We start from the raw sequence: 22897 nt of genomic DNA on the forward strand, positions 1-22897 counted from the left end.
GGAAGTCAAGTGCTTTGCAACCCGAGCCGGATACATTGCGGCGATCGGACAAAAGGGAAACATGCCCAGGGGGTTGGATGAAGGCCCGGATCTCGGGCGTTGCCGCTCATCTGCCGGATCGGACGCTGACCAGCGGCGAAGTCGAGCGGCGGATCGAGGGTCACGTCCCCTACACGGGCGTGGTCGAGCGTCTCACCGGTATCCGGCGGCGGCACGTCGCCGGCGACGACCGGCAGGCGTCCGACCTCGCGGTCGCGGCGGCGGCGCAACTGGACCTCGACGGGATCGATCTGCTGATCTTCGCCTCGGCGTCCCAGGACATGGTCGAACCGGCCACCGCGCACATCGTCGCCGCCAAACTGGGCCTGTCCTGCCCGGTCTTCGACGTGAAGAACGCGTGCAACAGCATGCTCAACGGCATCCAGGTGGCCGAGGCGCTCATCCTCGCCGGCGGCCACCGCAGGGTGCTGGTGTGCGGCGGCGAGATGCCGTCCCGGGCGGTCAGGTGGCGGGTGCGGGACCGGGCGCAGTTCGTCGAGTCGTTCGCCGGGTACACGCTGTCCGACGCGGGGGCGGCCGTGCTGCTGACCGCCGACCAGGACCGCGGGATCTTCTACCGCGACTTCTCCGCCGACAGCACCGCGTGGCCGATCGGCACCCTGCCCGGCGGCGGCTCCGCGCACCCGCGCGACCCCGACTACTCCTACTTCCGCGGCGACGGGCGGCGGCTGCACGAGGCGTTCGAACGCGTCGGCCCCGACCTCTTCCTCAACGCCCTCAAACGTACCGGCCTGACCTGGGACGACTTCGCGATCGTCGCCGTACACCAGGTCGCCATGCCGTACCTGCGCTTCCTCGCCGGAGTGCTGGACATCCCGGCCGACCGGCTGGTGGTCACCCTGCCCGAGCACGGCAACTGCGCCTCGGCGACGCTGCCGCTCCAACTCGCGCTGGGCGGCTGGTCGCCGGGTGACAAGGTGGCCCTGCTCGGTCTCGGCGGCGGGATCAGCCTCGGCGTCATGCTCGCGGAGATGTGATGGACCTCTGGGTGGTCGTGCCCGCCTACAACGAGGCGGCGGGCATCGAGGCGACGCTGCGCGCGCTCGCCGAACAGGACGACGACGGCTTCACGCTGGTCGTGGTGGACAACGGGAGCACCGACGGCACCGCCGAGGTGGCGCGGCGCCTCGGCGTCGAGGTGGTGCGCGAGCCGCGCAAGGGCACCGGGGCCGCCGCCGACACCGGCATGCGGCACGCGATCGCGCACGGCGCCACCCATCTGGCCAGGACGGATGCCGACTGCCTGCCGCGCCGCGACTGGGTGCGCAACATCAGGCGGGCGTTCGGGGACGGCCTGGAGATGGTCGGCGGGCGGCTGCTCCCGCGCACCGACGAGTTCCCGCTGAAGCTGTGGGAGCGGCGGTTCATCCCGCTGGTGGTGGACGTGGCCGCGCTGTTCGGCCGGTTCCGGCCGGGCAACCGGGACGCCGCCTACCTGGGGCCGTACGTCATGATGCCCGGCGCGACGGTGGCGATCACCGCCGACCTCTACGAGCGGGCGGGCGGCTTCCCGCGCACCGCCATCGAGGAACTGCACGAGGACCGCGCCCTGGTCAACGCCGTGCGCCGGTTGACCGCCGGGTACGCCTCCCGCCGCGACGTCGTCGTCTACGGCTCGGTGCGCCGGCTGCGCGCCTACGGCCTGGTGGGCACCCTCGCCTGGTACGCCGACCACCACTACCGGCCGCAGGTGATCGACGTCAGATGATCTCCCGTGACACCCGCCTGTACCTCGCCGCCCACCCCTTCGCCTACCCCCTCGTGCGCTTGCTGGCCCGGCTCGGCCCCGCCGTACGGGTGCCGGGGCTCGGCGTGGTGGTGAACGACGCGGCCACGGCCCGCGAGGTGCTGACCGACCGGCGGTTCCGCAAGGACGGCCCCGGCTCGCCCGCCGACCTGTGGACGCCGGTGCTCGGCCCTTCCGTGCTGCTCAACATGGAGGGCGAGGCCCATCTCGCGCTGCGCCGCAGGCTCGCCCCGCTGTTCACGCCCGGCTACGCGGGCGGGCTGGTGGACGACGTGCTCGCCGCGCCGCTCGCCGCCCTGTCCGCCCGGCTGGCCAAGGGCGAGACGGTGGACCTGGTGGACGCCATGCGGGTGATGGCGGGCGCGGTGATCTGCCGGGTGATCGGCCTGGGCGAGGTGCCCGAGGAGCGGGCCAGGGAGCTGTTCAGGGACGGCGAGCGGGTCGTGTCCATGGTGTCGCTGCGTTCCCGGCGGCTGTCGGACCGGCAGGTGGCGACCGCCCGCGAGGTGCTCGACCGGATCGGCGACACCGCCGCGGCGGCCTACCGGCACGGCGGCGAGGGCACGGTGATGGGCCGGATGCGCGCGCTCGGCCTGTCCGAGGCGGAGGCGCGCGGCGCGGCGGGCGCCTTCTTCCTCACCGGCACCGAGACGGTCGCCACCTTCGTCCCCCGCCTGGTCGCCCTGCTGCACGACCACCGGGTCACCCCGTCCGGCGGCGACGACCTGGACGCGGCCGTCGAGGAGGCGATGCGGGTCACCACGCCGACCCCGGTCATGCTGCGCTCGGTCGCCGAACCCGCCCGGGTGGGCCGGGTCCCGGTACGGCCGGGCGACCGGGTGCTCATCGTCACGCACAACTGCGCCCGCGCCCTCGGCCCCTTCGACCCGGGCCGCGCCCACCCGCCGGAGCTGCGCCGCCTCTGGTTCGGCGCCGGTGCGCACTTCTGCATCGGTTACCCGCTGGCCATGGCCGAGATCAAGGCGGTCGCCGAGGTCCTCCTCACGCACCGGCCCCGGGTCACCGGCCGGCGGGCGGCCCGCGGCGTCCTCATCCCCACGTATCAACACCTGTGGATAAAGGCGACATGAACGACATCGTGGCAGGCATCCTGGACACCGCCCGCCGAACCCCGCACGCCACCGCCGTCATCGACGCCCGCGGCCGCACCCTCACCTACGAAGCCCTCCACCGCCGCGTCCTCAGCGTCCTCCCCGTCCTGTCGTCCTCCCTGGCGGAGGACCCGTCCTCCCTAGCGGGGTCCGCGTCCGGCTCCCCGGCGGAGCACGCGTCCGGCGGGTCCGCGTCCGGCGGGGATGCCGCCGTCGGGGATGCTGTCGCCCGGGATGCCGCCGTCGGGGATGGCGTCGTCCGGGATGCCCTCGTCGGGGATGGTGGTCGCGGGGTGTTGTTCGCGGTGCGGCCGGGGGTGGATGCCGTGGTGCTGGCGCTGGCCGCGGTGGGGGCCGGGGGGATGCTGATGCTGGCGGAGCCGGGGGTGGCGCCGGAGGTCTTCGCGGGACGGCTGGCGGCCACCCGGCCCAGGTGGGTGATCGCCGAGTCGGCGCTCTACCTGCTCAGCGGGCCGCTGCACGCACCGGCCCGCCGTACCGGCCTGCTGCTGCCGCGCCTCGGCGACCCGCTGCCCGGCCACCCGGTACGGCACCTGCACACCGGCCGCCGCCTCCCCGGCGTCCCCCGGCACGCCCTCTCGCTGCGCCGCCTGCTACGCCACGCCCCCGCCCCCGCGCATACCGCGTCGGCCGGCGGCGACCACCCGGCGGTGGTGGTCTTCACGTCCGGCACAACCGGGCGGCCGAAGGGGGTCGTGCACACGCGCGGGTCGCTGGCGCGGGGGCTCGCGATGTTCGGCGAGGCGTTCCCGCTCGGGCCCGGCGACGTCGTGCACACCGACCAGCTCATGCTGGGGCTGCCCGCGCTGACGGCGGGGGCCACGTGGTCGCTCCCCGGCCGGGCCGCCCGCTTCGCCGGGGAACTGGCCGAACGGCGGGCGACCCACACGTTCTGCGTGCCGGTCCGGCTCGACGCCCTGCTGAGAAGGTCGCCCCGGCTCCCGGACACCCTGCGCCACCTGCTGCTCGGCGCCGCGCCCGCGCCGCCCGCCGTACTGCGCCGCGCGCTCGCGGCGGCCCCCGGCGCCCGCGTGACGTCGGTGTACGCCATGACGGAGGCGCTGCCGATCGCGGTCGCCTCGGCGCAGGACAAGCTGGCCTGCCCGGACGGCGACCTGCTGGGCGCCCCGCTGCCCGGCGTCGGCGTGCGGATCGCCGACGACGGCGAACTGTTCGTCTCCGGACCGCACCTCGCGCTCGGCTACCTCGGCGAGCCCGCGGTGACCGAGGTCGCGACCGGCGACCTCGTCCGGCTGGACGGCCGGGGACGCCTGGTGCTCCTCGGCAGGAAGAAGGACATGATCCTGCGGGACGGCGTCAACATCTACCCCGGCCTCTACGAACCCGCGATCGCCGCCCTGCCCGGCGTGGCCGAGGCCGCGATCGTCGGCCTGGCGGACCCGGAAACCGGGGACGAGGAGGTCGTGCTCGCCGTGGTGCCCGCGCCCGGCTTCGACGAGGCCCGCCTGCGCAAAGCGCTCCCGGACATCGTGGACGCGGGCGCCCTCCCGGACCGGGTGGCGGCGCTCCCCGCCCTCCCCCGGTCCGGCCGGGCCGACAAACTGGACCGCGCCGCCCTCCGCACCCTCGTAGGCCCCGGCCCGTCCTGACGGGCGGGCACGGAACACCGGCCGACGCGAGACACCGGCGAACGCGGGCCCCGGCGAGCACGGAACATCGGCGGGCACGAGACACCGGCAGGCACGGAACACCGGCAGGCATGGGGCGCCGGTAGGTGCGAGACGCCCGGCGGGCGGGGGTGAGGTGCCGGGGCGGGGTGTGGAGAGGAGGGGGTGAGGCGGGTGGCGGTGATGCGGGTGGCGGTGACCGGTGCGTCCGGGTTCGTGGGCGGGGCGGTGTGCCGGGCGGCCCGGGAGGCCGGTTGGGAGGTGCACGGGTTCGGGCGGACCCGGACCGGCGGGGGCCTGCGCTCCTGGGACATCACCCGCCCCGCGCCACCCGGCCTGCCCGAGGTGGACGCCGTGATCCACTGCGCGGGCGGGGTCACCGACTGGGGCCGCCCCGAGGCGATCTGGGCGGCCAACGTGACCGGCACCCGCAACGTCGCCGCCGCCTTCCCCGGCGCCCGGTTCGTGCACGTCAGCACGGCCAGCGTCTACGACCCGTTCCGGCCGACCGTCCGGGCCACGGAGGAGGAGGCGCCGGTCACCCGGTACGTCAACGCCTACGGCGCCTCGAAGGCGGCGGCCGAACGCCTGGTCGCCGGCCGGGCCGTCGTGCTGCGCCCGCACGCGGTCTACGGACCCGGCGACACCACGCTGCTGCCCCGCGTCCTCGGCGCGGTACGCGGCCGGCGCCTGCTCGCCGTGGGCGACGGCCGCCAGCTCCTCAGCCTCACCTCGGTGGGCAACCTGGCGCGGGCGTGCCTGCTGGCCGCCGCGGGACCGGTCGCATCGGGCGTGTTCAACGTCACCGACGCGGAACCGGTCGTCCTGGACGACGCCCTGCGCGCGATCCTGCGGGAAAGGGGCGTCCCCGCCGAGCCGTACTACCTCCCGCCGCGTCTCGCCACCTCCCTCGCCGCCGTCGCCGAGACCGCCTTCCGCCTGCTGGCCAGCCCCCGCCCGCCCCGCCTGACCAGGTACGCCGCCGGCCACCTGGCCGTGGAACGCACCCTGGACATCTCGGCCGCCCGCCGCCTCCTCGGCTACCGTCCGGCCCCGACCTCCTTCACCGGCGCCGCATCCTGGTGACCGACGCCGCTCCGATGATCGACGCCTCCCCCTCGTTCCGTGACATCTCTGTCACAATGGGTGGTCAAAACGGGGGAGTTCGATGGCGATCGGGGGCAGGCGCTTCGACTGGGCGGCGAGCATCGTGCTCACGCTCGGCTCCGCCGTGTTCTGGGGGCTGGCGCATCTCGCCACCTGGCGGCGGACGACCGGGCTGCTGCTGCTCGGCGCCGAGACGTTCCTCGTCCTCACCGGCTACCTGCTGGTCACCCGTTTCCAGATGCGGCTGCTCGCGCTCGCCGTACAGCCGGGGTGGCTGACCGCGCTGTCGATCGGGCTGCTCGTGCTCGGCGCGGCCTGGGCTGCGATCATCATCCGGTCCTACACGCTGGTCCGGCCGGCGGGCCGGTCCGGGCGGGCCAGGGCCGCCGGGGCGGTGCTGGCCGGGCTGTTGTGCGTGGCGGTCATGACCCCCCTGGCGTACGCGGCCCGGATGGCGCACGTCTCGCGTGACCTGGTGCTCAGCATCTTCGGCACCGGCACGGCGCCCACCGGCCCGTGGGAGGGCGAGCGCCGGGTTAACGTGCTGCTCCTCGGCGGCGACTCCGCCCCCAACCGGTACGGCGTGCGCACCGACAGCATCACCCTGGCCACCATCGACGTGCGGACCGGCCGGACCGTGCTGTTCGGCCTGCCGCGCAACCTCCAGCGAATCCCGCTCCCGGAGGGCCCGGCCCGCGACCGCTTCCCCTACGGCTTCACCGGCGACCCGCCCGCCTCCCCCGGCATCATCAACGAGTTGTTCCAGTACGCCGAGGACCACCCCGAGATCGTGCCGCACGCCCCCGCGGGCAGCCGCGGCCCCACGCTCCTCAAGGAGACGGTCGCCGGCATCCTCGGCCTCCCCGTGCACTACTACGCGCTGGTCGACATGAAGGGCTTCGCCGCGCTCATCGACGCCATCGGCGGCGTGACCGTCACCGTGAAGTCCCCCATCGTGTACGGCAGGCAGCACGAGGGCTACATCCCGGCGGGCACCCGCAAACTGTCCGGCGAGGCGGCGCTGTGGTTCGGCAGGTCCCGCACCGACAGCGACGACTACTCCCGGATGTCCCGGCAGAAGTGCCTGCTGCACGCGGTCGCCCGGCAGGCGGACCCGGCCACCCTGCTCAGGAGCTTCGACCGCCTGGCCGGCGCCGCCGAGCAGGCCGTCTCCTCCGACATCCCGCCGAGCCTGCTGCCCCACCTCATCGAGCTGTCCGGCAAGGTGCGCGGCTCGCACATCACCAGCCTGCAGTTCGTGCCACCCCTGATCAACACCGCCGACCCCGACTACGACCTCATCAGGCGCAAGGTCACCGAGACCCTCAGCAAGCCCCACCACACCCCACGCCCCACCGCATCCCCAACCCCCACCCCGACGGCCACCACCACCGCCACGGCCGCCCCTCCCGGCCCGCTCTCCCTGGACACCACCTGCGAGTAGCCCGCCCGCCGCGACGGGCGACGATCTCTCCATGCCCGAGGTTCGGCATGCCCGAGGCCGACCGGGACCGGCACCCGGCCCGCTCGCCCGCTCGCCCGCCCGAATCGCCTGATCGCCTGATCGCCTGATCGCCTGAAACGCTCCCCGCGGGCACCCGCGCCCCCTCGACACCCCCGTTTCCCGCTTATCCCGGCGGGAGCGGGGTTGACATGGCATCATGAGGCAGCGACAGTAATAATGGTTTTCATAATCAAGATGGGATCGGGAGTGAGAGTAGCCTTCGTTGGCAAGGGTGGCAGCGGCAAGACGACTCTGTCGGCGCTGTTCTCCAGGTTCGTGGCAGGCCACGGCGGGCCGGTCGTCGCGATCGACGCCGACATCAACCAGCACCTGGGCATGATCCTCGGGGTCGAGGAGCCGGAGATGCCCCGACCGCTGGGCACGCATCTCGCGGAGATCAAGAGCTATCTGCGCGGCGACAACCCGCGCATCGCCTCGGCCGAGGCGATGGTCAAGACCACGCCGCCGGGGCGCGGCTCCCGGCTGCTCCGGCTCGACCTGCCGACCGATCCGATCCACGAGCGCTTCGCGATCACCACGCCGCAGGGTCCCGGGCTCATGGTCACCGGCCCGTTCGACGAGAGCGACCTCGGCGTGGCCTGCTACCACTCCAAGGTGGGCGCGGTGGAGCTCTACCTCAACCACCTGGTGGACGGCGCCGGCGAATACGTGGTGGTGGACATGACGGCGGGCGCCGACTCCTTCGCCTCCGGCCTGTTCACCCGGTTCGACCTGACGTTCCTGGTGGCCGAGCCGAGCCGGCAGGGCGTGAGCGTCTACCGTCAGTACCGCGACTACGCGGCGGAGTTCGACGTGCCGATCGCGGTGGTCGGCAACAAGGTGCACGGCGAGGACGACGTGGCGTTCCTGCGCGCGCACGTCGGCGACGACCTGCTCACCTGGTTCGGGCACAGCCGGGCCGTGCGCGCTCTGGAGCAGGGCAGGCCGTTCGCGCTCGGCGACCTGGAGCGGCCCAACCTGGACGCGCTCGCCGTGCTGCTGCGGCACCTCGACGGGCAGCCGAAGGACTGGGCGCGGTTCGGCAGGCAGGCCGTGGAGTTCCACCTGCGCAACGCGGCGGCCTGGGCCAACCGCGCGACCGGCCAGGACCTCGCCACCCAGGTGGACCCGGACTTCACCTTCGGCCCGGCGGCCCTCGGCCTCCAGCACGCGAGTGTCGCGCCCTAGCCAATGGAGTGACCGGCCGGTTCTGCCTAGCGTCGATGAGATCCCCTTCGAGAGGAGAATGCAGCATGTCGCTGACCGTTCCCAACAGTCTGCTCGAACAGGCCAGGGCGGGTGAGGTGGCGGACGCGGCGTTCGTCGCCTGCGTGCGGGACTCGCTGCCCTACGCGTGGTCGCTGATCAGCGAGCTGGCCGAGCAGCGGAACGCCACCGGTGCCGCCTTCGCCGACAACCAGACCCCGCCGCCGGACGAGGAGGCCCGGGGCCAGCTGCTGCGCTGCCTGGCCAGCGACGCCATGCGCGGCGCGCTGGAGCGGCACTTCGGGATGCGTCTCGCGTTCCAGAACTGCCACCGGGTCGCCGTCTTCGACCCCACGGCCACCGAGGCGCTGCGCGACTTCGTCACCCCGCGCGCGCAGATTCTCAACCAGCGGCCGGAGTTCGTCGACTGCTGACATCTCCCGGCCTCGGGAGCCGGGCCACGGTCGCCAGGGTGCGGGCACGCCAGCCCGCACCCTTCGCCGTCGTAGGGCGGCCAAGATAACCCTGATCCTCATTCAACCGGACAGCGGCAATGCTTTGATGACTTAAGGTATTTTCATAGCATTTTCAGGGGAAGTGTCCGAAACATGATGGTTTCTTCCCTGCCCTCGATGCGAATAGGCGAATTCGGCATCGGCCCGGGAACCCTGCAGAACGTGGCGTTGCACCACATTCTCGACGGCGTTCACCAGCTCCACATCAGGCTGGCCGAAGGCACCCACGCCGGCGAGAGCATGTACCGGGAGCCGCACGGTTTCACGCTTCCCGCATATCGCGGGAACGGCGACCTGGCCGCCATGATCCTGCGCGATCTGGAACCGATCAGCACCCGTTTCGCGGAGGCCGCGCAATTCCGCGAGGCGGTCATCCCGCTGGTAACCGATATTTCCGGCGGTGACCGGCTTACCGATATATGGCGCGCCTACCAGGCATTCCTCGACCTCGTCCACCGGCACGTCATGCCACTCGCCGGTGAGAACGGCATGGCGCGCGTGGCCGCCGGTCCCGACCGGCTGCACGTGGTCCTCTCGGTGCCCGCCTGGCGGCCGGACGGGCGGCACGGCGGCCACGCAGGCGGACCGGTCGCCGAACTCACCCCCGCCGACTACCTCGACTCGATCACCTACCTGCTGGAGAGCCGCCGCCGCTGTCCGGGCGGGCCGACCAGGAACGAGATGGTCGCGGTGCGGATCGCCTACCACCTCATCGCACGAGGCTGGAGCCCGCGCCGGCCGTACAGGGCGTGGGGCGCCTCCGGGTTCCGGGACCGGCAGACCTACCTGGCGGTGGCCGACCCGGGGCCGGGACATCTGCGGTGCACCACGGCCGACGCGGCCAACCTGGCCGGGGCGGCGGTGCACGTCGAGCGGCCGGCGGCGGACGCGGCGGACCCCTACCGCATCCCCGCGCTGAAGACCGTGGCCAGAGTACGGCTGCACACCGGCGCCGACGCCCCGTGCTCCTGCCATGTCGGCCGGCCGATGTTCGCGGGCGACGCCGCCGCGTCGATGGCGGAGGGCGTCCGGCTGATGAACGGCGTGTGCGGGCTGATCTTCAACGAGGGGCTCGCCGAGTGCAAGGTCGTCATCGAGGGGATGACGGTGCTCCAGGCGATCGGCTTCATGCGGGCCGTCGCCGCGCACGTGCGCCGGGACCCGCTCCGGCAGCTCCTTTCCGCCTCCGTCAACCTGAACACCCCGCTGCTCGACGACCGCCCGGCCACCCGCGAGCGCAACGACGGCCGGCCCGTCCTGGTCGCCGACCGGTACGCCGTGGGGATGCTGGCCGTGGAGATGATCCGGGCGGGCCGGTTCGACAAGGTCGTCTGGGACGGGACGGGAGGCGACCGGCCGGAGCAGTGCGTGCTGGAACAGCTCACCCACGAGGAGGCGGTCCGGCTGGTCCACCGGGCGCACGAGGCCGGGCTGCCCGCCTGCTTCGCCGCCGGGATCGGCCCCGAGCACGTGCCGCTCGCCGTACGCACCGGCGTGGACGGGGCCGTCGTCGGCGGGCTCGTCCGCTACACGGACACCCCGCCGTTCGTCGAGGAGGAGATCGCCGGGCTGCTGCGGCTGCGCGACCGGGCCGCCGCCTCGGTGCCCGGCCGGGCGGCGGGCCTGCTCGCCCGGCTCGACCGGATGCGTTACGAGGGCTCGATCACCCCGGCGGACGACATCCTGCGCGAGCGGCTGTTCACCGCCGTGGCCGCCTCGGACGAGGACGCCATGCGCGAACTGGTGGACGTCATGCGGCACGTCACCGCGCTGCCGCCGGACGGGGACCACACCCTGATCTGCTCGGCCGTCCGGCTCATCGGCGCGGGGCACGGCAGCCGGGCCGCGCACGTCTTCGGCGAGTCGTGGGACACCCGCCTGGGCGGCCTGACCGAGCTGGTCGCCGAGCGTGACCTCGCCATCCTGGCCGCGGAACTGCGGACCATCTGCGAGGCCGCCGAGCCCGTGCCGGAACGCCGCGGTCCCGGCGCCGCCCTGAACGTGTGACCGGTCAGCCGACGGTCGTCTCGGACTCCTCGAACTGCATCTCCCTGGGCCGCTCCCGGAAGCCGCGGGTGAGGACCGCGAGGTAGACCACGCCGATCACCAGCCAGCTCAGCCCGAGGGTGATCGCCTTGGAGTCCAGGTTGGTCAGCAGCCACAGGCACACCACGGCGCCGACGGCGGGCACCGCCAGATGGCCGAAGGCGCCGAGCGGCCGGCCCGCACGGCGCTCGCGCAGCCAGAACGCGATCACGCTGAGGTTGACGCAGGTGAACGCCACGAAGGCGCCGAAGTTGATGAACGACGTGGAGGTGGCCACGTCCAGCTTCAACGCGACCAGTCCCACCAGGCCGGTCAGCAGGATGCCGAACGCCGGGGTGCGGTAGCGCGGGTGCACGTAGCCGAACAGCCTGCGGGGCAGCACCGAGTCACGGCCCATGGCGTACAGCAGGCGGGCGGTGCTGGCCTGGGCGGCGAGGCCGGAGGCGAACTGCGCGACGACCAGGCCGGCCAGGAAGATCGCGCCGAACAGGCTGCCGCCGATGAGCCTGGCCAGGTCGAACGCGGCGGAGGATGAGTCGGTGAACGTGCCGCCCGGGTGCAGCAACTGGGCGACGTAGGCGACGAAGACGAAGATGCCGCCGCCGATCAGCGCCACCAGCAGGATGGCGCGCGGGATGGTCCGGCGCGGCTCCCTGGTCTCCTCGGTGAGCGTGGTCACCGCGTCGAAGCCGAGGAAGGAGTAGGCCGCGATGGCCGCCCCGCCGGTGATGCCGCCGAACGTCGCGCCGCTCCCGGTGAACGGCCCGGCGCTGAACAGCGCGCCCACCCCCGACCCGCCGACGAGGTGCCCGGCGGCGAGAACGACGAAGAACACGATGACCAGGACCTGGAAGGCCATCAGCAGGCTGTTGGCCCGGTCCGCCACCTTGACGCCCACCACGTTCAGCACGGTGGTCAGCACGATGAAGCCGAGGATCCACACCGCGAACGGCACCCCGGGGAACTGCGCCGACAGGTAGGCCCCGCCGATCAGCCAGATCACCATCGGCAGGAAGAAGTAGTCGAGCAGCACCGCCCAGCCGACCATGAACCCGACCCGCGAGTCGATCGCCTTGCGCACGTACGTGTAGGCGGAACCGGCGACCGGGTACGCGGCGGCCATCCGGCCGTAGCTGTAGGCGGTGAAGAGCATCGCGATCAGCGCGATCAGGTAGGCCGACGGGGTGGCGCCCGCGGTGGTCTCCGCGACGACGCCGAAGATGCCGAGAACGATGAGCGGGGTCATGTACGCAAGCCCGAACAGCGTGACGGAGCTGAGGCCGAGCGACCTGGTGAGTGTGGTGGGTGCCATGGGCGAGCGTCTTTCTCGGTCAGGGGGAGGCGGGCCGCCAACGCCGCGGATGCAGCCGGCCCTGATAGAGCGGCAGGTCGATGGGGGAGTCGTCCGGGCGGAACTGCGACCACATCCGGTTCAGCCCGGCGGTGCCGTACCGCCGGACCCGGGTGACGTCGTCGAGGTCGATGACGTCGGTGAGGACGGCCTCGCCCGCGTGCGCGACCTCGTTGCGGACCCGCCCCTCCGGATCGGTGATCAGGCTCATCCCCATGCCCTCGGGCCCGGCGGCGTTCACGCTGAGCACGAAGACCTGGTTGACGATGGCGTTGGCGCGGGCGAGCACCTGCTCCTGCCGCCGGTCCGTGGTGGTCGTGTACACCGGGTTCACGATCACCTCGGCGCCCATCCAGGCGAGATGCCTGGCCACCTCGGGGAACCACGCGTCGTAGCAGATGGCGAAGCCGAACCGCCCCACGTCGGGGATGTCGAAGACGACGAACCGGTCACCGGGCCGGAACGGCTCGTACGGCCGCCACGGGAACATCTTGCGGTAGGAGGCGACCAGCTCGCCCTCGGGTGAATAGGCGAGCGCGGTGTTGTAGATCGTCCCCTCGCCGGCCTCGACCACGGTCCCGGGGAGCAGCCAGACGCCCAGGTCGCCCGCGAGCTCGGCCAGCCGCTTGCCCCGGGGGCCGCCCAGCGGCTCCGCCATGGCCGCGAGCTGGGCGTCGCGGTCCGCGGGGCGGCCCTGTGTCCCACACAGGTGCAACTCCGGATAGGCGATGAGCCGCGTCTGCGGGAGCTTCGCCATCGTCGCCTGGACGGCCTCGGTGAAGGCGTCCAGATCGGTGGCGGGGGGCTCCTGCACGAGCGCGACAGGGAGCGATCGAGACATGACGGCGAAAATAAGTCAGATTGAGCAAATTTGGCAATACCTAACTTACCCTTGAGTTACGGTTGCACGCATGCCCCCCGTCCCCCGCAAGCGAGTCGATCTCACGGCCCCCGCGCTCGCGGGGATCCGCCGGCTTTCGGCGCTGGACACCGTCCGCGCCCGGATCGCCTTGGCCGTCGACCTCGGGCTCCTCAAACCGGGCGAGCGCCTCCCGCCGAACGCCGACATCGCCGCCGCGCTGGATGTGAGCGACATCACAGTACGGCGGGCCCTCGTCTCCCTGTGCGAGGACGGCGTGCTACGCCGGGTGCGCGGCCGGACGGGCGGCACCCTGGTCGCCGACGAGCCGGCGCGGGGCATCGTCTCGGCCATCGCCGCCTACCGCGAGTCCACCGGCGAGGTGCACCGGCTGATCGACCACCGGGTGGTCCTGGAGTGCGGCCTCGCCCACCTGGCCGCGCTGACCGCCCCCGACGACCGGATCGGCGCGCTCGCCGACGTGGTCGCCCAACTGGACGAGGCCAAGGACTGGGCCGACTTCCACGCCCTGGACCAGCGCTTCCACCTCCTGGTCGCCGAGACGATCGGGCTGGCCGGCGCCGTCCCCGAGTACCGCCGGGTGCTGCACGACCTGTACCAGTACTACCTGCCCTACCCCGTGGAGTACCTGCGCGAGTCCAACGAGGAGCACCGCGAGCTCGTCGGCTCCCTCCGCGCCCGCGATCCACGCGCCGCCGTCGACGTCGCCAGACGCCACGTCGAGGTCCTGCACAGGACGATGTTCGTCGGACTCGTGTGACGGTCCGCCCCCCGGACGGCTCGTACCGAGCCGCTCGACCAGCGCCCTCTGCCGTGAGCCCGGCTGCCGGCCAGGAGACCTCCTCGGATACGACGGCTGACGGCCGCCTGGGCAAAGCGCGGGCAATTTCGTCACCTGCTGGACCCGAACTTGACGCCTCGGCTCCGCGATGACCTACCCACGGTGGGAAAGGACATCTCATGGCAGAGGAACTCACCGGACTTACGGGCCTGTTGTACGAGATCGGCCTGCTCAAGCGGTACAAGCGCACGGGATGGCTGGTCGCGGGTGTGCGCGACCCGGAAAGCGTCGCCGACCACTCGTTCCGTACGGCGCTCATCGCGGGCGTGATCGCCGCGCTGGAAGGCGGCAACCCCGAGCGGGCGGCGTTCATGGGCCTGTTCCACGACACCCAGGAGACGCGGATCACCGACATCCCCTACATCGGCAAGCGCTACCTGAAGCCCACCCCGAACGAGCAGGTCACCGCCGACCAGGTGCGCGGCCTGCCCGAGCCGGTGGCGCGGATGGTGGGCGACGCGGTCGGCGAGTACGAGGAGAAGACCAGCCTCGAAGCCGTCTGCGCCCGCGACGCCGACAAGCTGGAATGCCTGCTCCAGGCCGTCGAGTACCGCGAGCAGGGCAACCACAACGTCCAGCCGTGGATCGACAGCTCCCTCGCCGCCCTCACCACCCCGACCGCCAAACGCCTGGCCGACGAAGCCCTCCGCACCGGCTCCCTCACCTGGATGACCCACGTGCTCAACGGCCACCGGACTCCGTGACGCCCTCGTTTCACAGGTCGAGCAGGGTGAGTTGGCCTTCGCCGGCGAGAGGGTTGCGGTGTCTCTTCAGGTGGCGCCAGCGGGGGAGGTCGTCGAGGTAGCTCCAGGACAGCCGGTGGTGCGGGGTGGGACCGTGCTCGGCGAGGGCGGCCTGGTGGGACGGGGACGGGTAGCCGGCGTTCTCCGCGAAGCCGTACGCGTCGAAGCCCAGGGTGGCCATGTGCGCGTCGCGGCGGACCTTGGCGAGGACGGCGGCGGCGGCGACGGAGACGCAGGTCAGGTCGGCCTTGATCTGGCAGCGCACCGGCCAGGGGGCGCCGAGGTAGTCGTGCTTGCCGTCGAGGATGACGGCGTCCGGGCGTTCCGGGAGGGCGGCGAGGGCTCGGCGGGCGGCCCGGCGCAGGGCCTCGGTCATGCCGAGTTCGTCGATCTCCTCGACGTCCGCCTCGCCGTGGCCGATGCCGGCGGCCCAGCTCTCGACCTCGGCGGCGACAGCCGTACGGCGGGCCGGGGTGAGCAGTTTGGAGTCGGTGAGCCCGCTGGGCGGGTCCGACAGGTCGGTGACCACGGCGCACACGGAGACCGGCCCGGCCCACGCGCCCCTGCCCACCTCGTCCACCCCCGCCACCAGCCGGGTCGATCCGCCGCCTGCCATCAGCAGCCGCTCGATGTCATAGCTCGGCACCGGGCGTCCGCCCCCGTGACCACCGCCCTCGTGACCGACCTCGGGGCGCGGGTCGAGGTGCGGGTCGGACAGGGGCGGGGTCGGGTGGTCCGGTGTGCGGGTCACGAGGATCGACCGTAGCGGTCGGGAGCGGGTTGCGGGTCGCGGTCGGCGAGGGCGAGGGGCGCCAGGTCGGCGGCCAGGAGGCGGGCGGCGACGTGCAGGGCGCGCAGGGTGACCGAGACCGAGGGCCGGTGCACGCTGGAGACCCGGGCCACGGCGTGCACCTCGCGGCCCACGGCGGCCGGATAGACGGGGGTGCCCGCGACGACCGGACCGCCGATGATCGCTTCGGCGGCGTCGAAGGGTTCGCCGGCCTCGGAGACCCCGGCGAACGCGGCGGATCCGGCGTACTCGGCGGGCTCGGCGGGCTCGACGGGGAACTCGCGGACGACGATGCCGCGTACGCCGGCGGCGAGGGCGAGGGCGGGGACGGCTGCGATGCCGATGCCCTTGGCGACCAGGCTGAGGATGGTGCCGAGTCCCTCGAACTCCCACGGGACGGGCGGGGCGCCGCCCACGTCGGCGAGGAGGCGGTCCACGGCGAGGCGGGAGGGTTCGCCGTCGGGGGTGGCCATCCAGGACTCGCCGCGCAGCGCCATGAGGTCCACCGGCACGGCCGGGTCGGCCATCCGGTGCTTGCGCGGCACCACGAGCACCAGCGGGTCGCGGAGCAGCGGGAAGACGCGGAGGGTCCCGGAGGCCCGCTCACGCACCCGGCCGTACCAGTCGTCGACCAGCGCGATGTCCGCCTCGCCGGATTCGACCTCCCGCATGCCGAGGCCGGACCGGCGTTGCCGCATCCGCAGGGTCAGGGACGTGTGACGGCGCAGCGAGCGGGCAAGTGCGGGGGCGAAGGCGACGGCGGCGGTGGGGAAGGCGGTGATCATCACTCTGCCGGACGGGGTGGCGACCTGCGCGGAGAGATCGCTCTCCGCGGCCTCCACCATGGACAGGATGCGCTCGGCGTGCACGACGAGGCGACGCCCGGCGTCGGTGAGCTCGGCGCTGCGCGCGGTGCGGTCGAGCAGCGCGGTGCCGGCCTCCCGCTCCAGCGCGGCGAGCTGCTGGGAGACGGCGGACGGACTGTAACCCAGCGATACGGCGGTCGCCGCGATACTACCCCGCCTGGCGAACTCGCAAATCACCATTAACCGGCGCAGATCGAGCATCAGACTTCCTTACGCCCACCCACAAAAAGCCTCGCTTGTCGTGATGCCTGTACCCCATCACCCTGGGAACGTTCCGAACAAGACGCAGGAGGCACCCTCATGAACCTAACCCTCTCCGCCACCCTGGCGGCCAACGAAGACATCGACCGAAGACGGCGCGCCGGGGAGCGGGTGCTCAATCTCGCCTTCGGAGAGGCAGGGCTGCCCGTCCACCCGGCGCTACGGCGCCGCCTGATCGCGGCGTCGGGAAGCAACGGCTACGGCCCGGTCGCGGGGGCCGCCGCCCTGCGCGAGGCGGCCGCCGGCTACTGGGGGCGGCGCGGCCTGCCCACCGACCCGGATCTCGTGGTGTCCGGCCCGGGCAGCAAGCCCCTGCTGTACGGCCTGCTGCTGGCGATCGGCGGCGACATCGTGCTGCCGATGCCGAGCTGGGTGAGCTACGCGGCGCAGGCCGACCTCGTCGGCGCTCGGCCGCTGCTCGTGCCTGCGTCCCCCGGCGAGGGTGGGGCGCCGGATCCCGAGCTGGTGCGGTCGGCGGTGCTGCACGCGCGGGCCCAGGGGCGCAGCGTCGGCTCCCTCCTGGTCACGCTGCCGGACAACCCGTCGGGGACGCTGGCCGGCCCCGAGACCGTGCGCCGCCTGGCGCAGATCGCCAGGGACCTCGACCTCGTCATCATCTCCGACGAGATCTACCGCGACCTGGTGCACGACCCGGCCACCGGCTACCTGAGCCCGGCGGAGGTCGCCCCGGAGCGCACGGTGATCACCACCGGGTTGAGCAAGAGCCTCGCGCTGGGCGGCTGGCGCATCGGCGTGGCCCGGCTGCCGGAGCACGCGCACGACCTGCGCGCCCGGCTGCTGGCGGTGGCGAGCGAGATCTGGTCCAGCCCGGCGGCCCCGGTCCAGCAGGCCGCCGCCTACGCGTTCACCGAGCCGGCCGAGCTGGCCGAGCGGGTGGAGCGGAGCAGGACGCTGCACGGCACGGTGGCACGGGCGGTGCACGCCCGGTTCGCGGCGGCCGGCGCGGCGGTGGCGCCGCCGCAGGGCGGGTTCTACATCTATCCCGACCTGGAGCACCTGCGAGACGGGCTGGGCGTCACCACGTCGGACGAGCTCGTCACGCTGCTGCTGGACCGGTACGGCATCGGCGTGCTGCCGGGTCACGCGTTCGGCGACGAGCCGGCGGCGTTGCGCGTCCGGGTGGCCAGCAGCCTGCTCTACGGCGAGACAACCGAGCAGCGGCTGACCGCGCTGGACGCCGACGACCCGCTGAGCCTGCCGTGGATCGCCGACTCGCTGGACCACCTGGCCGGATCGCTGGCCGAACTGGCCGCCGAACGGCCCGTCGCACAGGCCCACCGGCACGCGACCCTGGTGCCACGGATCGCAGCCGGCTGAGCACCGGCTGAGCACCGGCTGAGCACTGGCTGAGCGCCAGCCGGGCACCGGCCGGGCACCGGCTGGACACCGATCCCGACCGCGGATCTCCGGCGCCCGCCACCCGGGCGCCGGAGACCCGTGGAGACAGCTGCCGGAGACCCGGAAAACCCCTGCTGAACAGCGGCGTTTCCCCGATGGTCATCGAATCGTCATCATCCGACGCACCATAAGGTGCCATGCGCACCTCATCATGTCCGCATGCCCGCTTTCGTCACCTTGTCCGGGCGCTCCGTGCGCCTGGAACCTCTCAGCCTCGCGGTGGTGGACGACCTCGTCGCCGCGGCGAGTGAAGATCGTTCTACTTATACCTTCACCCGTGTTCCCGCAGGCCGGGATGAGATGGCCTCCTACGTGGAGGCCGCTCAGGCTGAGCAGGCGGAGGGTCGCACGATGCCCTTCGCCATCCGGTGGCTGGACACCGGCAGGATCGTCGGTGCCACCCGTCTGATGCACCTGGAGTACTGGCAGGGACCGCTGCCCTGGCCGCCGGGCGCGCGCGGGATGGTCGGCGACGTCCCGTCCGTGGCGGACATCGGCTACACCTGGCTGGCCGCCTCGGCCCAGCGCAGGGGGGTCAACCTGGAGAGCAAGCACCTCATGCTCTCCCTCGCCTTCGACACCTGGCGGGTCCACCGCGTCTCACTCAAGGCCGACGTGCGCAACCTGCGCTCACGGACGGCCATCGAGGGCATCGGCGCGCACTTCGACGGGGTACGGCGGGCCGACAGCCGGGGCGCCGACGACACGGTGCGCGACACGGCTTACTACTCGATCCTCGACTCGGAATGGCCGGCCGTACGGGAGCACCTGCACCGGCGGCTCGGTCTGGTCGAGGCGGCATAACGTGGACAGCCCGCCCGGATCCCTCCGGGCGGGCCTGGAATATGTCGGGCCGGCGACGCCGAGCGTTGTCCGAAAGCGGTCAGTCCCGGTCGCCCTCGTAGACGTAGTCCCACCGGCCGCACAGCCGGGTGGTGTCGTAGCGGGTGTCCCAGTAGCAGGTGCGCACCCGGACGTCCTGGACGTCGTACCGGGAGAAGCGGAAGTAGTTGGAGCCGTCGGAGCCGCACTTCCTGGCCCAGTAGCCCTTCTCGTCGCCGTCCTCCTCCTCGAACCTGACCTGGGTGTAGCCGCACAGCCAGGTGGGCGAGTTCTTGTCCTGCACCCGGCCCTCGACGTAGACCCGGTCGCCGGTGTTCCACACTCGCCCGGCGGTCTGGGCCCGGGAGTCGCCGTTCCACCAGCGCGAGGACGAGAGCAGGCGGTCGGCGGCCGAGGTCTGCGCGGTCACGGCGGCCGAGGTCTGCGCGGTCACGGCGGTCGTGGTCGCGGCGGTGGCTGCGGTGGTCGCCGGGAGGACGAGGGCCAGCGAGGTGGCTCCCACGGCGGCCATTCCGAGAAGGGCGCGAGTCAGGCGGCGCATTTCCGGCTCCTTGTGCTTGAGGGGTGACCCCTTTTCCCGGGGAGGCGTCTCATTGATAAACCATCACGCCTGCACTCCACTGAATGATCATTTGCCGTCGGCTGCAACCCGCTTGCAGCCGGCGGATAGCGGTGAACACGCCAGCAACGAGGGATGAACGAGGCAACCCATGCCTTCGTGGTAAGCATCGCAGGATCTATCATTTGGGCCATAAAGCGTCCCATTAGTGCGGGGTATCGGGAAAATGGCAGTTCAGGGCTCTGACGACGGGCTCCGCTTCGCCGTACTCGGTCCCGTGCGGGCCTGGCGGGACGGGCTGGAACTCGAACTCGGCACCCCGTTGCAACGTTCCATCCTCGCGATGCTGCTCCTGCGCGAGGGGCGCGCGGTCACGCCCACCGAGATCATCGACGCGGTGTGGGGCGAGGACGCGCCGCCGCGCGCGCTCGGCGCGCTGCGCACCTACGTCTCCCGGCTGCGCGCCGTGCTGGAGCCGGACCGCTCGCCGCGCGCCCGGCCCGATCTGCTCACCTCCGTCGGCAAGGGCTACGCGCTGCGGCTGCCCGAGGGCGCGCTGGACCTGACGCTGTTCGAGCGCGGCGTCGCGCGGGCGGAGACCGCCCGGCGCGCGGACCGGGCCGGCGAGGCCGCCGCGCTGCTGCGTGAGTCGCTGGAGCTGTGCGGCGGCGAGCCGCTGGCCGGAGCCGTCGGCCCGTACGCCGACCACCAGCGCGACCGGCTCACCGAGCGCCGGATCAACGTCGTCGAGTCGCTCGTCGAACTCGACCTCGGCCTCGGCCGGCACAACGAGGTCGTCTCCGACCTGATCGCGCTCACCGCCGAACACCCGCTGCGCGAGCGGCTGCGCGCCCAGCTCATGCTGGCCTACTACCGCTGCGGGCGGCAGGCCGACGCGCTCGCCGTGTTCACCGACACCAGGGAGTCCCTGGTCGAGGAGCTGGGCGTCGATCCCGGCCCCGAGCTGACCGCCCTGCACCAGCGCATCCTCGCCGCCGACCCCGCCCTCGCGCTCGCCCCCGCACCGCCGGAGCCGGTACGGCCGGCCGCTGGCGGGCAGCCCGCGGAGGCCGCGCGGCCCGAGGTGACCGAGGACCTGCCGCGCCCCGCGCAGCTCCCCGCGCCGGTGAGCGACTTCACCGGCCGCAGGGAGGCGGTCGGCCGGCTGCGCAACCTGCTCACCGGCGAGGGCGTCCCGGTGGTGGCCGTGTCCGGGATCGGAGGCGTGGGCAAGACGACCCTGGCCGTGCACGTCGCGCACGACGTGGACGACCTCTTCCCGGACGGCCAGCTCTACGCCGACCTGCGCGGCCACGGCGACGAGGAGACCGCGCCGGAGACCGCGCTCGCCGCGTTCCTGCGGGCGATGGGCCTGCCCGCCGACGTGCTGCCCGAGGGTCTCGCCGAGCGGTCCGCGCTCTACCGGTCGCTGCTGGCCGAGCGCAGGATGCTGGTGCTGCTGGACAACGCGCACGGCACCGAGCAGGTGACCCCGCTGCTGCCGGGCACCCCGGGCTGCGCGGCGATCGTGACCAGCCGGGCCAAGCTCGCCGACCTGCCGGGCGCCCGGCTGATCGACCTCGACGTGATGGAGCCGGACGAGGCGCTGTCGCTGTTCGCCGCGGTGGCCGGCGCGGAACGGGTGGCAGCCGAGCGGGCTCCGGCGATGGACGTGGTCGCCGCCTGCGGCTTCCTCCCGCTGGCCGTGCGCATCGTGGCCGCGAGGCTGGCCGCACGGCCCGCCTGGACGGTCGCCTCGCTGGTCCCCCGGCTGGCCGACGAACGCCGCCGGCTGGACGAGCTCAAGGTCGGCGGCCTCGCCGTGGACGCCACCTTCGCCCTCGGGTACGGCCAGCTCGACCAGGCCCAGGCCAGGGCGTTCCGGCTGCTCTCGCTGCCCAGCGGGCCGGACATCTCGCTGCCGGCCGCCTCGGCGGTGCTCGACCGCGACCCCGTGGAGACCGAGGACGTCCTGGAGTCGCTGGTGGACGCCAGCCTGCTGGAGTCCCCGGCCTCGGGCCGTTACCGCTTCCACGACCTGCTCAGGCTCTTCGCCAGGCGGGCCGCGGCGGACTCCGAGCACCCCGACACCCGGAACCGGGCCCTCGGCCGGCTGCTCGACTACTACCTCGCCTCGGCCAAGGAGGCCCACCGGCTGGCCTACGAGGGCAGCATGATCTCCAGCTACCTGTCGGTGCACGGCACGGGACGCACCTTCTCCACCGCGGACGAGGCCGTGGCGTGGCTGACCGTCGAGGCCGAGGCGCTGTTCGCGGCGATCGGCCAGGCGGCCGAGCGGGCGACGGGGAGGGATCCCGGCAAGGAGCACAAGGAGGACGGCACGCTGCTGCCCGCCGCCGACCTGCTGGTGGCGATGGAGCCGTTCCTCGAATCGGGCACGCACATGCGCGAGTTCGACCGGCGCACCCGCGAGACGCTGGCCGCGGCCCTCGCCACCCACGACCGGCGCAGCGAGTTGCGCGCCCGTTACGTGCTGGGCCGGGTGCTCTTCGGCGCCAACCGGCTGGACGAGGCCGAGGAGCAGTTCCGCGCCTCCCTGGACCTGGCCGGCGCCCTGAACGAGCGCGTCGTCACCGGCGAGACCCTGAACGCGCTGGCCGTCGTCGCCGGCCGCCGGCGCCGCCACCACGAGGCGCTCGCCTGGTTCGACGCGGCGAGCCGGGTCTACCGGGACATGGGCGCACCGGCCGGCGAGGCCCTCGTGCTCAGCTACTCCGCCCGCGACCACCTGGGGCTCGGCCACCCCGAGGACGCCATCGCCGCCGCCGAACGCGGCCTGGCCATCTTCAGCGAGATGGGCAGCGGCGCCGGCACCGCGAGGGCCCGCTACCACCTGGGGATCGTGCTGTCCCGGGTGGGCCGCCTGACCGAGGCGGTGCACCACCACGCGGAGTGCCTGTCGTTCTTCCGCGCCAGCAACCAGCGGGTGTGGGAGCAGCGGGTGTGCTGCCGCCTCGCCGAGACGTTCATCACCGCCCGCCGCTTCCCCGACGCCGTACGGCACGCCGAGCAGGCGCTGACGCTCAGCAGGGAGATCGGCCACCCCTACGGCGAGGGCCAGTCACTCGCCGTCCTCGGCCGGGCGCTGCGCGGCCTGGGCAGTGCCACCAGGAGCCGCGAGTGCCTGCGCCGCGCCCTGGACGTCTTCACCAGGATCGGCGCCCCCGAGGCCGAGGACCTGCGCGCACTTCTCGATCTCGACCAGGTCAGCAGCTGAGCGCGCGGGACCGGGGTCGTCGTGGCCGTCGAGGCCGAGGAACAGGTCGTCGTCGAGCCGAGTCATCCGCACATGGTTGATCACCTGAGCTCCCGTCCTGTCGCCACCCTGGGTGCCGCCTCCGGGTACCGGCGACGCGGCTCCCCAACCGCGCCACCGG

General features: G+C 73.0%; 19 protein-coding genes. 14 read left to right on the plus strand and 5 right to left on the minus strand.

What is annotated here, in order from left to right; genetic code table 11:
- Positions 1-77 precede the first annotated feature (77 nt).
- The 9 genes from QSK26_RS30955 (at position 78) to QSK26_RS30995 (ending at position 10907) form a co-directional block, all read left to right on the plus strand.
- A complete protein-coding gene (locus QSK26_RS30955) occupies positions 78-1037 on the plus strand; it encodes a 3-oxoacyl-ACP synthase III family protein (RefSeq protein ID WP_285778832.1) in 960 nt (319 codons plus the stop codon).
- Positions 1037-1768, plus strand: a complete 732-nt coding sequence (locus QSK26_RS30960; protein WP_285778833.1) for a glycosyltransferase family 2 protein — start codon at positions 1037-1039, stop codon at positions 1766-1768. Before QSK26_RS30955 ends, QSK26_RS30960 begins: the two co-directional genes overlap by 1 nt.
- On the plus strand, positions 1765-2898 hold the full coding sequence (locus tag QSK26_RS30965) for a cytochrome P450 (protein ID WP_285778834.1): 1134 nt from the start codon (positions 1765-1767) through the stop codon (positions 2896-2898). The genes QSK26_RS30960 and QSK26_RS30965 overlap by 4 nt, the downstream gene beginning before the upstream one ends.
- Entirely contained in the window at positions 2895-4550 is a 1656-nt protein-coding gene (locus QSK26_RS30970; RefSeq protein ID WP_285778835.1) for an AMP-binding protein, read from the plus strand. Before QSK26_RS30965 ends, QSK26_RS30970 begins: the two co-directional genes overlap by 4 nt.
- 183 nt (positions 4551-4733) lie before the next feature.
- Positions 4734-5654 carry an NAD-dependent epimerase/dehydratase family protein gene (locus QSK26_RS30975; RefSeq protein WP_285778836.1) on the plus strand — a complete coding sequence of 307 codons (921 nt, stop codon included), beginning with the start codon at positions 4734-4736 and terminating at the stop codon, positions 5652-5654.
- Positions 5655-5736: 82 nt separating this feature from the next.
- Positions 5737-7119: an LCP family protein gene (locus QSK26_RS30980; RefSeq protein WP_285778837.1), complete on the plus strand. Its 1383-nt coding sequence runs from the start codon at positions 5737-5739 to the stop codon at positions 7117-7119.
- Positions 7120-7386: 267 nt separating this feature from the next.
- Entirely contained in the window at positions 7387-8367 is a 981-nt protein-coding gene (locus tag QSK26_RS30985; RefSeq protein WP_285778838.1) for an ATP-binding protein, read from the plus strand.
- Between the two features lie 65 nt (positions 8368-8432).
- The gene (locus QSK26_RS30990; RefSeq protein ID WP_285778839.1) at positions 8433-8819 is read left to right on the plus strand and encodes an SCO5389 family protein; all 387 of its coding nucleotides are present in this window, start codon (positions 8433-8435) and stop codon (positions 8817-8819) included.
- A gap of 198 nt (positions 8820-9017) precedes the next feature.
- Entirely contained in the window at positions 9018-10907 is a 1890-nt protein-coding gene (locus QSK26_RS30995; protein ID WP_285778840.1) for a hypothetical protein, read from the plus strand.
- 4 nt (positions 10908-10911) lie between these two features.
- Here the strand turns inward: QSK26_RS30995 and QSK26_RS31000 are convergent, their stop codons facing one another.
- Both QSK26_RS31000 and QSK26_RS31005 read right to left on the minus strand, forming a co-directional pair.
- The gene (locus QSK26_RS31000; protein WP_285778841.1) at positions 10912-12258 is read right to left on the minus strand and encodes an APC family permease; all 1347 of its coding nucleotides are present in this window, start codon (positions 12256-12258) and stop codon (positions 10912-10914) included.
- 19 nt (positions 12259-12277) lie between these two features.
- Entirely contained in the window at positions 12278-13138 is an 861-nt protein-coding gene (locus tag QSK26_RS31005) for a carbon-nitrogen hydrolase family protein (protein ID WP_285778842.1), read from the minus strand.
- Positions 13139-13208: 70 nt separating this feature from the next.
- Here QSK26_RS31005 and QSK26_RS31010 point away from each other — a divergent pair, with 70 nt between their 5' ends.
- Positions 13209-13937: a FadR/GntR family transcriptional regulator gene (locus tag QSK26_RS31010; protein ID WP_285778843.1), complete on the plus strand. Its 729-nt coding sequence runs from the start codon at positions 13209-13211 to the stop codon at positions 13935-13937.
- 200 nt (positions 13938-14137) lie between these two features.
- Entirely contained in the window at positions 14138-14722 is a 585-nt protein-coding gene (locus QSK26_RS31015) for an HD domain-containing protein (RefSeq protein ID WP_285778844.1), read from the plus strand.
- Positions 14723-14732: 10 nt separating this feature from the next.
- Here QSK26_RS31015 and rnhB read toward each other — a convergent pair whose 3' ends face one another.
- Both rnhB and QSK26_RS31025 read right to left on the minus strand, forming a co-directional pair.
- Positions 14733-15377 carry a ribonuclease HII gene (rnhB, locus tag QSK26_RS31020; protein WP_285778910.1) on the minus strand — a complete coding sequence of 215 codons (645 nt, stop codon included), beginning with the start codon at positions 15375-15377 and terminating at the stop codon, positions 14733-14735.
- Between the two features lie 131 nt (positions 15378-15508).
- The gene (locus QSK26_RS31025) at positions 15509-16618 is read right to left on the minus strand and encodes a LysR family transcriptional regulator (RefSeq protein ID WP_285778845.1); all 1110 of its coding nucleotides are present in this window, start codon (positions 16616-16618) and stop codon (positions 15509-15511) included.
- A 99-nt stretch (positions 16619-16717) separates the two neighbouring features.
- Between QSK26_RS31025 and QSK26_RS31030 the strand changes: the two genes are divergently transcribed.
- Together QSK26_RS31030 and QSK26_RS31035 are read left to right on the plus strand one after the other, a co-directional pair.
- Positions 16718-18016, plus strand: a complete 1299-nt coding sequence (locus tag QSK26_RS31030; protein WP_285778846.1) for a pyridoxal phosphate-dependent aminotransferase — start codon at positions 16718-16720, stop codon at positions 18014-18016.
- Positions 18017-18256: 240 nt separating this feature from the next.
- The gene (locus QSK26_RS31035) at positions 18257-18901 is read left to right on the plus strand and encodes a GNAT family N-acetyltransferase (RefSeq protein ID WP_285778847.1); all 645 of its coding nucleotides are present in this window, start codon (positions 18257-18259) and stop codon (positions 18899-18901) included.
- A gap of 79 nt (positions 18902-18980) precedes the next feature.
- Here the strand turns inward: QSK26_RS31035 and QSK26_RS31040 are convergent, their stop codons facing one another.
- On the minus strand, positions 18981-19481 hold the full coding sequence (locus QSK26_RS31040; protein WP_285778848.1) for a hypothetical protein: 501 nt from the start codon (positions 19479-19481) through the stop codon (positions 18981-18983).
- Positions 19482-19725: 244 nt separating this feature from the next.
- Here QSK26_RS31040 and QSK26_RS31045 point away from each other — a divergent pair, with 244 nt between their 5' ends.
- Positions 19726-22737, plus strand: coding sequence for an AfsR/SARP family transcriptional regulator (locus tag QSK26_RS31045; protein WP_285778849.1), 3012 nt, complete (start codon positions 19726-19728; stop codon positions 22735-22737).
- Positions 22738-22897: the final 160 nt, after the last annotated feature.

Source organism: Microtetraspora sp. NBRC 13810, assembly GCF_030268685.1.
GTDB lineage: Bacteria > Actinomycetota > Actinomycetes > Streptosporangiales > Streptosporangiaceae > BSRQ01.

Coding starts and splice junctions, on each gene's coding strand:
- QSK26_RS30955 (WP_285778832.1), top strand. CDS start 78: ATGAAGGCCCGGATCTCGGGCGTTGCCGCTCATCTGCCGGATCGGACG.
- QSK26_RS30960 (WP_285778833.1), top strand. CDS start 1,037: ATGGACCTCTGGGTGGTCGTGCCCGCCTACAACGAGGCGGCGGGCATC.
- QSK26_RS30965 (WP_285778834.1), top strand. CDS start 1,765: ATGATCTCCCGTGACACCCGCCTGTACCTCGCCGCCCACCCCTTCGCC.
- QSK26_RS30970 (WP_285778835.1), top strand. CDS start 2,895: ATGAACGACATCGTGGCAGGCATCCTGGACACCGCCCGCCGAACCCCG.
- QSK26_RS30980 (WP_285778837.1), top strand. CDS start 5,737: ATGGCGATCGGGGGCAGGCGCTTCGACTGGGCGGCGAGCATCGTGCTC.
- QSK26_RS30990 (WP_285778839.1), top strand. CDS start 8,433: ATGTCGCTGACCGTTCCCAACAGTCTGCTCGAACAGGCCAGGGCGGGT.
- QSK26_RS30995 (WP_285778840.1), top strand. CDS start 9,018: ATGCGAATAGGCGAATTCGGCATCGGCCCGGGAACCCTGCAGAACGTG.
- QSK26_RS31000 (WP_285778841.1), bottom strand. CDS start 12,258: ATGGCACCCACCACACTCACCAGGTCGCTCGGCCTCAGCTCCGTCACG.
- QSK26_RS31005 (WP_285778842.1), bottom strand. CDS start 13,138: ATGTCTCGATCGCTCCCTGTCGCGCTCGTGCAGGAGCCCCCCGCCACC.
- QSK26_RS31010 (WP_285778843.1), top strand. CDS start 13,209: ATGCCCCCCGTCCCCCGCAAGCGAGTCGATCTCACGGCCCCCGCGCTC.
- QSK26_RS31015 (WP_285778844.1), top strand. CDS start 14,138: ATGGCAGAGGAACTCACCGGACTTACGGGCCTGTTGTACGAGATCGGC.
- rnhB (WP_285778910.1), bottom strand. CDS start 15,377: ATGGCAGGCGGCGGATCGACCCGGCTGGTGGCGGGGGTGGACGAGGTG.
- QSK26_RS31025 (WP_285778845.1), bottom strand. CDS start 16,618: ATGCTCGATCTGCGCCGGTTAATGGTGATTTGCGAGTTCGCCAGGCGG.
- QSK26_RS31030 (WP_285778846.1), top strand. CDS start 16,718: ATGAACCTAACCCTCTCCGCCACCCTGGCGGCCAACGAAGACATCGAC.
- QSK26_RS31035 (WP_285778847.1), top strand. CDS start 18,257: ATGCCCGCTTTCGTCACCTTGTCCGGGCGCTCCGTGCGCCTGGAACCT.
- QSK26_RS31040 (WP_285778848.1), bottom strand. CDS start 19,481: ATGCGCCGCCTGACTCGCGCCCTTCTCGGAATGGCCGCCGTGGGAGCC.
- QSK26_RS31045 (WP_285778849.1), top strand. CDS start 19,726: ATGGCAGTTCAGGGCTCTGACGACGGGCTCCGCTTCGCCGTACTCGGT.